Raw genomic sequence first — 12,765 nt, 5'->3', positions numbered from 1 at the left:
ATTAAAGGGTCTCAAGGTTTTGGCCTTTGGATGGGAAAAGTTGCCATTTTAGCTTGTCTGTTACTACTAATGAGTTGTCAAGCCAAAAGTCAGCTTCAAAACAATCAGGCTCAGGTGAAGGTAGCGCGGGTGGTAAGTGGCCAAAGTTTAGAAGTTTTGGGTATGGCTGAACAACCAAATCTTATATCCCAGGTACGGTTAATTGGTGTTGATGCACCCGATTTGCGACAGCGCCCTTGGGGATATGGGGCAAAGGAAGCCTTAGAACAGCTGATTGGCGATCTCGAAAAACCTGTAACGTTGGAGTTTGACATCGAAGCCAAAGACAAAATTGGCCGAACTTTGGCTTACGTGTGGAGAGATCAACAATTATTGAATGAACAAATACTTAAACAAGGGTATGGGTTGTTTGTGGGGCGATCGCCTAATCACAAATATGATCAACGTTTAGAACGCGCTCAACAATGGGCTAGACTCATGGGGAAAGGAATTTGGAACCCAGAAAAACCTATGCGTTTAACTCCAGTAGAATTTCGCCGCCTAAATCGTTAAGCAGTATTGATTAGTGAATACTTAAGGGAAGCAGCACTTCGACTACGCTCAGTGGCCAAAGCAGAGGAGAATAATAATCTCTATGCCCTATGCCCCATGCCCTATGCCCTATGCCCTAATTATTAAAATGACTCAACTACAAATTTTTCTAGATATTGCCACGGAAGCAGCCTTAGCTGCGGGTGCAGTGTTGCAAGGTTATTTGGGTAAATTAGAAGATGCGATTACCGAAAAAGGTCGCCCTGGTGATTTAGTGACTGCTGCGGATAAAGCCTCAGAAGCGATAATTTTAGAAATTTTACATCGCCATTTTCCCCAGCATTCCATCCTTGCTGAAGAATCAGGTCAACTAGGAAACCAAGATAATGAATATCTCTGGGCAATTGATCCTCTAGATGGGACAACCAACTACGCTCACCAATATCCAGCTTTTGCAGTTTCTATTGGGTTATTAATTAACGGTGTTCCACAAGTCGGTGTAATTTATGACCCTTTTCATCATGAATTATTCCGGGCTGGGGCTGGCTTAGGAGCAACACGCGATCGCCGTCCCATCAAAGTTTCAGAAACTGCCCAATTGAGTAAAAGTCTTTTGGTGTCAGGATTTGCCTACGATCGCCGCGATACATCTGACAATAATTATGCAGAATTTTGTCACCTTACCCATCTTACCCAAGGAGTCAGACGTAGCGGTTCGGCATCATTAGATTTAGCTTATGTTGCTTGTGGCCGTGTTGATGGATATTGGGAACGAGGACTTTCACCTTGGGATATTGCTGCTGGAATAATTTTGTTACAAGAAGCTGGCGGTCAAGTCAGCGCCTACGACGGCACTCCCTTAAAAATTGAATCAGGTAGACTTCTCGCTACTAATGGTTATCTCCACAACAGCCTCAGCCAAGAACTAATGCAAGTTCCACCCCTATCAGCTTGGAAATGAACAGAGTCTTGTCAATTCTACTCTATCTAGTCCCTAGCCCCTAGCCCCTAGCCCCTAGCCCCTTTTCTTCAAGCGTATTACACACAACCAAAAAACGCTATCTGAGGTTTTGGTCTATTAATTCTTAACCCATAGCAGTGAATGCTAGTCAAATGCTAAAATTATCATTTGACCATAACTACAACAGGAGAATAATTCCTCAACTATGATCAAACTGCGCTTAAAGCGATACGGTAAAAAACGGGAACCAAGTTACCGCATTATTGCCATCAACAGCCTCGCTCGCCGCGATGGTCGTCCCCTAGAAGAACTAGGATTCTATAACCCTAGAACCGATGAAGTGCGATTAGACATTCCCGGCATCGTCAAGCGACTACAACAAGGTGCTCAACCTACTGATACCGTTCGTCGCATTCTAGTAAAAGCCAATGTTTTTGAACAGGTCAGTGCCACAGCCTCATCTTAATATCGAAACAAAATCTCCAACTGCTACCCCCAACTACATTGGACTGGTTAGCTTTTTAATGCAACCGTTTTTAGAATCTCCAGAAACTTTAAGCGTTGATTGTGAAATCTCTCACACCCTGAAACGGGCTTGGATTCGTATTGCCTTTGACAGCACAGACAAAGGAAAAGTGTTTGGTCGAGGGGGACGTAATATTCAGGCGATTCGTACAGTAATTGCCGCAGCGGCTGAAGTTGCTGGTCAATCAGTATACCTGGATATCTATGGCAGCAATTCTCAGAGCCGGGAGGGTACATCTTTTGATGAAGACCAAGAAGAGCAATTACCACCGCCCAAAACGATAGAACGACGCGGTAACGATAGTCCTAAACCCATTGTTAAACCCCGTTTTCGTTAGATCAAAATTAGAGAGGAAGGAGGATGAAGAGAAGGACAGTAATTGTAATCTGCTTCTTGATCTTCCTTTTACTTCCTCATCCTCAAAAACTAAGCAATACTTATGGCAGAAGCCTTAACAATTCCGCTGCCTAATATTCCTAGTGCGATCGCTCTAGTAGGTGATAGGGAAGAAAATCTCAAACTTTTATCCCAACAAACAGGAGCCAGCTTAGTGCTGCGCGGTCAAGAACTCCGCATTTCTGGTACAGACCAAGAAATTAAATTGGCTTCTCGATTAGTGCGATCGCTTGAAGAAATTTGGATTAAAGGCAATAACATCTCTAGTGCCGACATTTTAACAGCCCGTCAAGCTCTAGATACCCATCGAGAAGAAGAACTGCAAGAATTGCAGCGAGATGTCCTTGCCAAAACTCGTCGAGGCGAAGAAATCCGCGCTAAAACTTTTCGACAAAGACAATACATCAATGCCATACGTAAGCGTGACATGACTTTTTGTATTGGGCCAGCTGGTACTGGTAAAACATACCTCGCTGTTGTTGTCGCCGTACAAGCATTGTTGTCTAACCAAGTTGAAAAGTTGATTTTAACTCGTCCTGCCGTAGAAGCTGGTGAAAAACTTGGCTTTTTACCTGGAGACTTGCAGCAAAAAGTTAATCCCTATCTACGTCCGCTTTACGATGCTATTTATGAATTTATTGATCCCGAAAAAGTCCCTAATTTGATGGAACGCGGTGTCATTGAAGTTGCCCCACTAGCTTATATGCGAGGACGTACCCTCAATCATGCTTTTGTGATCGTAGATGAAGCCCAAAATACTACACCTGCTCAAATGAAAATGGTTTTAACTCGTTTGGGTTTTCGTTCCCGGATGGTGGTTACAGGTGATACAACCCAAACTGATTTGCCATTAAATCAGCAATCCGGTTTAACAGCAGCATTACAAATTTTAAAAGACGTTGATGGTATTGCCTTTTGTGAATTTTCTAAAAAAGACGTTGTACGTAATCCTTTAGTTCAACGTATTGTTGCTGCATACGAACAATACGAAAAATAAAAACTCCACATGAAGGGATGGAGTTTTGTCAGTAGTCAGTAGTCAGTGGTAAAGATTTGTGAAAACCACCCATAAAGGGATGGGGTATTAAACCAAAAAACAACTGACAATTGACCACTGACACGCGCAGCGTCAATAAATTAATAAGGAATTATGTCACTGGATTGGCAGATTGAAAAATCTGTTCAGCAGTTAGCTCCAAGTCGGGAAAAGTTAGCGATTCGATGCGATTGCTATTTCGGAATTGCTTAACTTGGTATTCCCCTTCAATTAACGAGTAAATTGAGATAGTTGGTTGTTTAGGATTACCAATGAATTTTCTACCACCCAAAGCCGCATAATCTACAATCCAGTATTCAGGGATGCCAATAGCTTCATATTGACCAAGCTTGGTGAAGTAATCATCACGCCAATTCGTGCTGACAACTTCTATAACTAATGGGATTGATAATGGTTGCCTAACTGTTGATTTATTTCTCCATAAAGGCTCATTAACTAAGTTAAGGCGATTCAACAACAGTACATCAGGCAAGAAAGCAGATTCACTTTCATTTGACTGAACAAACCCTATTTTCGGAATGTCATAGGGTTTTACAAGACGGGCGCACTCTAGCAAAATTTGCTTGATCAAAAATGCGATAAGTAATTCATGATCACCTGTTGGTGATGGCATTTGCTTAATAAATCCATTATGTAATTCGTAACGTAACTGTGTTGAATTAACAGGATACCAGTCTAGAAACTGGTCAACAGTAATTGTAATTGGTAGCGATTGAACCATTTACTTATCTCCTTTGGTCAAAGCTTGACAAAATCTCTTTCAGTTAATCTCCCGCATTCCCCAAAAAATTAAGTTTTGTTCTACGATCAAATGTACGGCAATTTCAGGATATAACGCTTGCAAATGATTAAATAATAAAGTGCGATCGCCTCCTTTAATTGCAATTTTTCCTTGAGGAAATAAATCCCACCACGCCTCTATAAAATCTTTGATTCCCGCTATTAATGTATAAATCACTCCACTTTGAATTGCCTCTGGTGTATTGAGTGCAAAACGTGGAGGTAAAGACGTAATAATTTTGGTTTCTACTATTGGTAATTGCCCTGTTTTTTGACCTAAAGTTAAAAATTGCAAGCTTAATCCTGGTAAAATTGCGCCCCCAACTAAACATTGGTTGATATCTGCACTTGTAAAAGTCAAAGTTGTTCCAGCATCAATTACCAGCATCGGGAAACCCCAAACTTTCCCAGCACCCCACAAAGCCAAGGCGCGGTCAATCCCTAATGTAGGATACATGCCTAAAAGGGGTACTTGATTTAAGGTAATAATCTCCACATGAGGGTAACTTTGCCAAAGTGCCGTTTGACTAGGAACCACCGAAGCAATAAAAATAGGAGGCAGGAATGAGGAAAATGCAGCAGTTTTATGATAGATAGGAAAAATTATCAACAATAAATCATCCAGCGTCTGGCATTGAGCTAGCTGCTGGATGACTGATTCAGGTAAATGTTCTGTATCCCAAGCCAAATCAAGGGTTTCACCTTTAAATAATGCCCAATGCAACCGGGAATTGCCAATTTCTAAAGCTAGCCAAATATTCTCGATGTGCCTTTGAGGTTTCACAGTTTTAATTTTTTAATTAAACTATAAATTTTTTAATAAAACGTAACAATCAAGACGTGTAACAATAAAGTCAGAGAAATACTCAATTATGTCAAGGAGGGGAGTTATGGTAGCGCTCACCGAAAAAACTGAAAAACGGCTGACCATACAGACTGTAGAAATTGCTCAACAGACAACAGCAATTCGCTCTCTAGACTGGGATCGCGATCGCTTCGATATTGAGTTTGGTCTGCAAAATGGTACTACTTATAACTCATTTCTCATCCGGGGTGAGCAAACTGCCTTAGTTGATACTTCTCATGAAAAGTTCCGTCAACTATATTTTGATACTCTAACCGGATTAATTAAACCCACTGAGATTGATTATTTAATTATCAGCCACACTGAGCCAGACCATAGCGGCTTAGTTAAAGATTTACTGTCTATGGCTCCAGAAATCACGGTTGTTGGTTCTAAGGTAGCAATTCAGTTTTTGGAAGATTTTGTACATCAGCCATTTAAACGACGAATTGTCAAAAATGGCGATCGCTTAGATTTAGGCAATGGTCATGAATTTGAATTTGTGATTGCACCCAATTTACATTGGCCAGATACCATCTTTAGTTTTGACCACAAAACCAAAATTTTGTTCACCTGCGATGCTTTTGGGTTGCACTATTGCTCAGAAAGCACTTTTGATGAAGATTTAAAAGCGATTGAAGCAGATTTTAGATATTACTACGATTGTTTGATGGGGCCAAACGCACGGTCAGTATTGTCTGCCCTTAAGCGTATGGCAGAATTGAAAACCATCGACATGGTTGCCACAGGTCACGGGCCATTATTATCCCACAACGTTGAAGAACTAATTGGACGCTACCGCACTTGGAGTAAAAAACAAACCAAGGCAGAAACAGTAGTTGGGATATTTTACGTTTCAGAATATGGCTATAGCGATCGCCTCGCCCAAGCAATTGCCAATGGCATTAGTAAAACTGATGTCGCCGTGGAAATAGTAGACTTGGGCGCAGAAGTAGATTTACAAGAACTACGAGAACTAGTCAGTCGTTGTACCGGAATTGTGGTAGGAACGCCACCGCTTTCTGGCGCTGCTAGTATCCAAGCTGCCCTCAGCACCGTTTTAGGATCTGCCAAAGAAAAGCAAGCCATAGGCATCTTTGAAACTGGCGGTGGCGATGATGAGCCGATAGATCCTTTGTTGAGTAAATTCCGCAATTTGGGTTTAACAGAAGGTTTCCCCTCAATTCGGATTAAACAAACACCCACAGAAAACACCTACAAACAGTGCGAAGAAGCTGGAACCGACTTAGGGCAATGGGTAGGGCGCGATCGCAGCATCAAAGCCATGAAATCTCTAGGTGCAGACCTAGATAAAGCCTTAGGTAGAATCAGCGGCGGGTTGTATATTATCACCGCCAAAAAAGGCGATGTTTCCAGTGCCATGTTAGCCTCTTGGGTCAGCCAAGCCAGCTTTAAACCCCTCGGCTTTTCCATTGCAGTCGCCAAAGATCGGGCGATTGAATCACTCATGCAAGTAGGCGATCGCTTTGTTCTCAATGTCTTAGAAGAAGGCAATTACCAAAAACTCATGAGGCACTTTTTGAAGCGATTCGTTCCCGGTGCTGATCGCTTTGAAGGTGTAAGAACCCAGCCCGCCGAAAATGGTGCGCCCATCCTCACCGATGCCCTCGCCTACGTAGAATGCGAAGTCGTTAGCCGCATGGACTGTAACGACCACTGGGCAGTATACAGCACCGTTTACGCCGGACGAGTGAGTAAGCCAGATGCACTGACTGCTGTGCATCACCGTAAAGTCGGCAACCACTATTAAAAAAGCAGGGGAGGCAGAGGAGGCAGGGGAAGCAGGGGAAGCAGGGGAAGATGAAGAGAATAATAATCAATTCCCCATGCCCAATGCCCCATGCCCCATGCCCAATGCCCCATTAACTAAAAAACTATGCCACAAAACAAACCCCGCGATGTTCAGGTTTTTCCTGTTGCTACAGATACCAGAGTACTGCGATCGCGCAGTTGGGCTAGACTCAGATTTGAAATTGAATATGCTCTAGCCAAAGGTACAACTGCCAATTCTTATTTAATAGAAGGTGATAAAACTGCCTTGATAGACCCACCAGGGGAAACATTTACGCAAATTTATTTAGCAGCGTTACAACAGCGTTTTGATATTAAAACCCTGGATTATGTAATTTTGGGACACGTCAATCCCAACCGTGCTGCAACATTAAAAGCTTTGTTAGAAATTGCACCGCAGATTACCTTTGTTTGTTCTAATCCTGGGGCAATAAATTTGCGGGGGGCTTTAGAAAATCCCGATTTACCAGTTATGGTAATGCGCGGGGAAGAAACCCTAGATTTAGGCAAAGGACATCGTTTACAATTTATTCCTACTCCTAATCCCCGCTATGCAGACCAACTCTGCACTTATGATCCCCAAACAGAAATACTCTACTCAGATAAGTTATTTGGAGTCCATGTTTGCGGTGATCAGGTATTTGATGAAGGTTGGGAAATATATACCGAAGATCGGCGCTATTATTTCGATTGCCTGATGGCTCCCCATGCTCGTCAAGTGGAAACTACCCTAGATAAACTTGCCGATTTGCCTGTGAGAATGTATGCCACAGGACACGGGCCTTTGGTGCGCTACGGCTTAATTGAATTGACCCAAGCTTACCGAGAATGGACTCAACAACAAAAATCTGCTGATGCTACAGTAGCGTTGATTTATGCTTCAGCTTACGGTAACACAGCTACTTTAGCCCAGGCGATCGCGCGTGGCATTACAAAAGCTGGTGTGGCTGTAGAATCCATTAACTGCGAATTTACAGAACCAGAAGATATCCGCGCGGCTGTCGAAAAAGCCTCTGGTTTTGTCATCGGTTCCCCTACTCTTGGTGGTCATGCACCCACACCTGTACAAACAGCTTTGGGGATTGTCTTATCCACCGCTACTAATAATAAACTCGCTGGAGTTTTTGGTTCTTTTGGCTGGAGTGGAGAAGCAGTTGATTTAATTGAAGGCAAACTCAAAGATGCTGGCTATCGATTTGGTTTTGACCCCATCCGTGTGAAATTCAAACCAGATGATGTCACATTGCAACTATGTGAAGAAGCTGGAACTGACTTTGCCCAAGCACTCAAAAAAGCCAAAAAAGTGCGATCGCAAAGTGTTCCTGCCACAACTGTAGAACAAGCTGTGGGCAGAATTGTCGGTTCACTGTGTGTTGTCACAGCTAAACAAGGTGATATCTCCAGTGCCATGCTTGCCTCTTGGGTAAGTCAAGCCAGTTTTAATCCTCCTGGTTTAACCATAGCCGTTGCCAAAGACCGCGCCTTGGAACTACTGATGCACTCAGAAAACAAATTTGTCCTCAATATCCTGCAAGAAGGTAATCACCTGGGTTTAATGAAGCACTTTCTCAAACCCTTTGGCCCAGGACAAGACCGATTTGCTGATGTGGCTGCGGAGTCAACCGCCAATGATATTCCTGTACTTACTGATGCTCTTGCTTATCTAGAATGTACCGTACAAACCCGGATGGAATCTGGCGATCACTGGCTAATTTATGCAACTGTAGATGATGGCAAAGTACTAAATCAAGATGGTGTTACAGCCGTCCATCAACGCAAAACGGGAACTCATTATTAGGCATTAGCAAGGTGGTTTAGTCTCCAAACGGTTTTAAAACATGTATAAATCAAAATGGATGGTTTATTTCCGCCTTGCTCTACTATTCCTTTTTATTAACTATAACTGACCAAAAACGCTATGGGTTTTACAAATCACACAGGTTGGCCTAAATAGTAAGGATAACATTCATCAAAGTATCCTGGAGAGCGTATCTCTAGCACTAAGCCTTCATTTTTGAGTTCGATTTCGTGAATTAGCTCGAACTCTTTGTTGAACACTAAAATAGAACTTGAAGTTAAATCTCTAGAATTTCTCTCAGCTAATTCTGACAATCCTATTAAAATAAAATTTTCTAATACACATAGTCCTCGCGGAAATTTACCTAATTTGAAATTAAATCCTGATAAAGAACAAAGTTTTCCTTCTTTGGAACTTAAAGTAACTATTTCATCTTGTTTAATCCAGATATTATGAGACTGGACACCTAACTTAAAAACTTCAATTGATTTGAGACTAACTGATTTTTTATGTAGATTTTGAATTTGATATTTAAGCTGTTTTAGCATAGATTTAAATGGATTTTCAAATGTATATACTTCACTGCCTTTATCTAAATTGTGTGCAAGTAAATATATTTTATTATTCTCAATATGTAACGAATTAAAATGATTTAAATCATAATTTATCTCTGAGTTAGGATACCATTTATACCATTGATTATTTTGATATATTGCTATCAGATTTTCATAGCTACAGGTTGCCAATAAAATTTCTTTGTAAAATATAATCTGATGTAAATCTCTTAAACTGAAATCTTTTGGAGCAATAGAGTTAATTAAATCGCCTGAGAAGTTAAAAACTAAAATTTCACCTTTTTCTTTTGCTCTCTCTTGATCACTACAAACTCCCTGATTACGAGCTGCAATAAATATTTTTTTGTTAGAATAAGCAATACCATAATACAGTCCTTTACCTTGATGGAAAGAAGACTTTTTTTTTGTGAGTATGTCTACCTTTAAGACAGATTTGCTTGTTGTAACAAGGACATTCATAGTTTATGTTTATTTAAAATTAAACTAATCGCGGTGGTAGCGAGTTATCAAATATATAAGTACATGCTAGACTTTTACGTTGATAATATGTAACTTGCTTCAACTTTGGAAGTATTTTGGTATATCTTGCCAGTTAATAAGGGCATATTGCAATAGTTACTAAGTTAGATGCTTGCAGGAGTTCCCTAGAAAAGAGATACATGGTAGAGGTAATTGATCTCCTTCAGAGGTATCTCACATCTTAGTGCAGATAGACCACCATTTTCTCAAGGCAAGCACTCAGAGCAAGTTTTTGGGACTTCCCACGAGTAGCATACCCAAATAATTGTCAAATTTGAAATTTGAAGTTGAAGATTTTAGATTAGGGTATAAGTGAAAATCATAATCCCTAATCCTTATGTTTCTAGTAACTGGAGCCACGGGAGGAATAGGTCGCAAAGTTGTGCGACTCCTTCGCCAAAAGGAGAATTTGGTGCGGGCTTTTGTCCGCCTAAGTTCGCGTTATAGCGAGTTAGAACACCGAGGAGCAGACATCTTCATTGGTGATTTGCAGGTGGAAAAGGATATTGAAAAAGCTTGTCGGGGTGTGCAATATATTATCAGCGCCCACGGTTCTGATAGTGATGCCCTATCCTTGGACTACCGCGCTAACATTGAATTAATTAATCAGGCAAAAGCCAACGAAGTACAGCACTTTGTATTTATATCTGTACTAGGAGCCGACCGTGGCTATGAGGATGCCCCTGTATTCAAAGCCAAACGAGCTGTAGAGCGATATTTGGCAGCTAGTGGTTTGAATTACACTATTTTACGTCCGGCTGGATTAGCATCGAACTTGCTGCCATTGGCAGAACGATTTCGAGAAACAGGGTTGTATCTACTCGTTGGTGATCCTAAAAACCGCACTTCGATTGTGAGTACAGATGACTTGGCAAAAATGGTGGTGGATTCAATCACACTTGAAGGCGCTCTTAACCAAATATTACCAGTTGGAGGGCCGGAAATTTTATTACGTGAGGATATTCCCCGGATTTTTAGTCGCATTTTCAATAAAGACCCCATAGTAATTAACTCACCACTATTTGTGGTTGATGGGTTACGGAATGCCTTTGGTTTATTTAATCCTCAAGTACAACAAGCTCTGGGAACTTACCGCACATTGTTATCTAATGAGTTCTTTTGTACAAAAGAAGAGATAGCCAACTTAGAAAGGATTTTCAACTTTCAAGTAGAAACTCTGGAAAGCTTCTTAAGGCGCTATCTAGCAGTTTGAATTAGTTGTATGCAAGTTTATCGGCATAAAAGAAGAAGCAAGAATGAGGGGTGCAAAGGGGCAGAGGCAAGAAAAGAAATTGGGAAAAGAAATGTCCCCTTGTCTTTCCTGCTCCCTGCTCCCTGCCTTTTTTTACCACCAAATAAATCTAAAATCTAAAATTGTATGAAATATTCCTTAGCTGCAAATGCTGCTCAATCACGTCAGACAAAACAGCAATTCGCCAAACCAGAAGATCAACTGTCTTACGAATTGGGTAAGGCAGTCCAGGAGTTACCACCGCTGTATACGAGATTTTTAGCGGGAACTTTAAGTTTAGTGGTTTTTGGAGCGATCGCTTGGGCAAATTTTTCTGAAATCGATGAAGTAGCAACCGCACCTGGGGAATTAATTGCTTCTACACAAGTGCGACCTGTGACATCTATAGGTAATGGCTCGATTGTAGCTGTAAAGGTGAAAGAAGGCGATCATGTCACCAAAGATCAAGTGCTAATTCAACGTGACCCCGATTTGCAACAAACCGATGTTACGCGCCTTGCCGAATCTGCCAAGTTGATTAAAGAAGACTTACAGCGTTTAGAAGCAGAACGCGCTGGGGTGAAAAATGCTGGTACAAAATTGCAAGATGAACTTTTAAGTTCACGACTCAAAGATTACCAAGCGCGTCAAGCCGCAGCAGAAGCAGAAGCAAATCGCCAATTAGCGTTGATGAATCAAGCGAAAGTGCGTCTAAAACGATTACAAGAAAATCAAGCCAACGCTAAAACTAGCTTTGTTAACGCCAAAGGTAATCTGGCAAATGCAGAAAATATCCTAGGTAAAGTGGAAAATGGTTTAGCGATCGCTCAAAATAGAGAAGAAAACCTACGCACCCTAGTTACTCCTGGCGCAGTACCTAGAGTTGACTATTTAGATGCTCAAGAAAGATTAAATCGTGCGAACACAGAAATTACCAGGGCAAAAGATGAAATTATCAATGCCCAAAATAAAGTTACAGAGGCTCAAGACAAAGTAGAATCTTTACAGAAAGATATTGCAGCTCAAGCCCAAGAAATTCGCCAAGCTGAACAAGCTTATCAAGCTGCTTTGAGTCAAGCGCAACGTTTAGCCTCAGAACGCCAAAGTGAAATTTTGACCCAAATAAACAAGCGCCAAGAAGAACTGACCAATGTTTCTGGTCAGCTAGAACAGGCAAGAAAGCAAAAAGACGGAGAAACAATTAAAGCTCCCGTTGCAGGTACAATTTACAAAATTAAGGCAACTAAAGGCCCAGTCCAAGCAGGTGAAGAGTTGCTGTCAATTTTGCCAGAAGGGGAAGAAATGTTATTAGAAGTTAAAGTCCTCAACAGAGACATTGGCTTTATTCGTGAAGGCATGAAGGCAAAGGTGAAAATGGCAACTTTCCCTTTTCAGGAATTTGGCACTATCAATGGTAAAGTCGTGCAAATTAGTCCTAATGCCATTGTCGATAAAGAGTTAGGCTTAGTTTTCCCCACCAGAATCGAACTGAATAAACATTCCGTTAGTGTCCGGGGTCAAGAAGTTGCATTTACTCCAGGGATGGCTGCTAATGGTGAAATTGTGACTCGTAAGAAGTCAGTTTTAACCTTTATCATTGAGCCAATTACTCGTCGATTTAGCGAGGCATTTTCAGTTAGGTAGGCCGACAAAAAAGCAGAGGAGCAGGAAGAAAAGGACAAGGGGCAGCACTTCGGCTACGCTCGGTGACCGGGAGCAGGGGAAGAAGAGGCAG

12 protein-coding genes are annotated in these 12,765 nt (G+C 41.5%); 9 read left to right on the top strand and 3 right to left on the bottom strand.

Translation table 11 applies throughout. The features are described from left to right. Positions 1-30 precede the first annotated feature (30 nt). From QI031_RS18905 to QI031_RS18885, 5 genes are all read left to right on the top strand, one after another. Positions 31-552, top strand: coding sequence for a thermonuclease family protein (locus tag QI031_RS18905; protein WP_281486074.1), 522 nt, complete (start codon positions 31-33; stop codon positions 550-552). 127 nt (positions 553-679) lie between these two features. Continuing rightward, positions 680-1,492 (top strand): inositol monophosphatase family protein, encoded by an 813-nt coding sequence (locus QI031_RS18900; protein WP_281481200.1) that lies wholly within the window; start codon positions 680-682, stop codon positions 1,490-1,492. Positions 1,493-1,697: 205 nt separating this feature from the next. Then, complete coding sequence (rpsP, locus tag QI031_RS18895; RefSeq protein ID WP_281481199.1) at positions 1,698-1,958, top strand: 30S ribosomal protein S16; 261 nt, start codon at positions 1,698-1,700, stop codon at positions 1,956-1,958. After that, positions 1,921-2,355 carry a KH domain-containing protein gene (locus tag QI031_RS18890; protein ID WP_281481198.1) on the top strand — a complete coding sequence of 145 codons (435 nt, stop codon included), beginning with the start codon at positions 1,921-1,923 and terminating at the stop codon, positions 2,353-2,355. Before rpsP ends, QI031_RS18890 begins: the two co-directional genes overlap by 38 nt. A gap of 102 nt (positions 2,356-2,457) precedes the next feature. Then, on the top strand, positions 2,458-3,411 hold the full coding sequence (locus QI031_RS18885) for a PhoH family protein (RefSeq protein ID WP_281481197.1): 954 nt from the start codon (positions 2,458-2,460) through the stop codon (positions 3,409-3,411). A gap of 151 nt (positions 3,412-3,562) precedes the next feature. Here the strand turns inward: QI031_RS18885 and QI031_RS18880 are convergent, their stop codons facing one another. Then, entirely contained in the window at positions 3,563-4,192 is a 630-nt protein-coding gene (locus QI031_RS18880; RefSeq protein ID WP_281481196.1) for a Uma2 family endonuclease, read from the bottom strand. A 39-nt stretch (positions 4,193-4,231) separates the two neighbouring features. After that, entirely contained in the window at positions 4,232-5,035 is an 804-nt protein-coding gene (locus tag QI031_RS18875) for a pantothenate kinase (RefSeq protein WP_281481195.1), read from the bottom strand. A 106-nt stretch (positions 5,036-5,141) separates the two neighbouring features. Here QI031_RS18875 and QI031_RS18870 point away from each other — a divergent pair, with 106 nt between their 5' ends. After that, positions 5,142-6,866 carry a diflavin flavoprotein gene (locus QI031_RS18870; protein WP_281481194.1) on the top strand — a complete coding sequence of 575 codons (1,725 nt, stop codon included), beginning with the start codon at positions 5,142-5,144 and terminating at the stop codon, positions 6,864-6,866. Positions 6,867-6,992: 126 nt separating this feature from the next. Further along, positions 6,993-8,705 carry a diflavin flavoprotein gene (locus tag QI031_RS18865; RefSeq protein ID WP_281481193.1) on the top strand — a complete coding sequence of 571 codons (1,713 nt, stop codon included), beginning with the start codon at positions 6,993-6,995 and terminating at the stop codon, positions 8,703-8,705. 134 nt (positions 8,706-8,839) lie between these two features. On the opposite strand, the gene QI031_RS18860 is transcribed toward QI031_RS18865, so the two are convergent. After that, positions 8,840-9,739 carry a hypothetical protein gene (locus tag QI031_RS18860; protein WP_281481192.1) on the bottom strand — a complete coding sequence of 300 codons (900 nt, stop codon included), beginning with the start codon at positions 9,737-9,739 and terminating at the stop codon, positions 8,840-8,842. A 397-nt stretch (positions 9,740-10,136) separates the two neighbouring features. Here QI031_RS18860 and QI031_RS18855 point away from each other — a divergent pair, with 397 nt between their 5' ends. Both QI031_RS18855 and QI031_RS18850 read left to right on the top strand, forming a co-directional pair. Then, complete coding sequence (locus QI031_RS18855) at positions 10,137-11,012, top strand: SDR family oxidoreductase (RefSeq protein ID WP_281481191.1); 876 nt, start codon at positions 10,137-10,139, stop codon at positions 11,010-11,012. A 165-nt stretch (positions 11,013-11,177) separates the two neighbouring features. Then, the gene (locus QI031_RS18850) at positions 11,178-12,674 is read left to right on the top strand and encodes a beta-barrel domain-containing protein (RefSeq protein ID WP_281481190.1); all 1,497 of its coding nucleotides are present in this window, start codon (positions 11,178-11,180) and stop codon (positions 12,672-12,674) included. The last annotated feature ends 91 nt before the right edge of the window (positions 12,675-12,765 follow it).

It is taken from the genome of Halotia branconii CENA392 (assembly GCF_029953635.1).
Taxonomy (GTDB): Bacteria; Cyanobacteriota; Cyanobacteriia; order Cyanobacteriales; family Nostocaceae; genus Halotia; species Halotia branconii.
The sequence above is the reverse complement of the archived record's forward strand: the minus strand, read 5'-3'. Positions and strand labels throughout refer to the sequence as shown.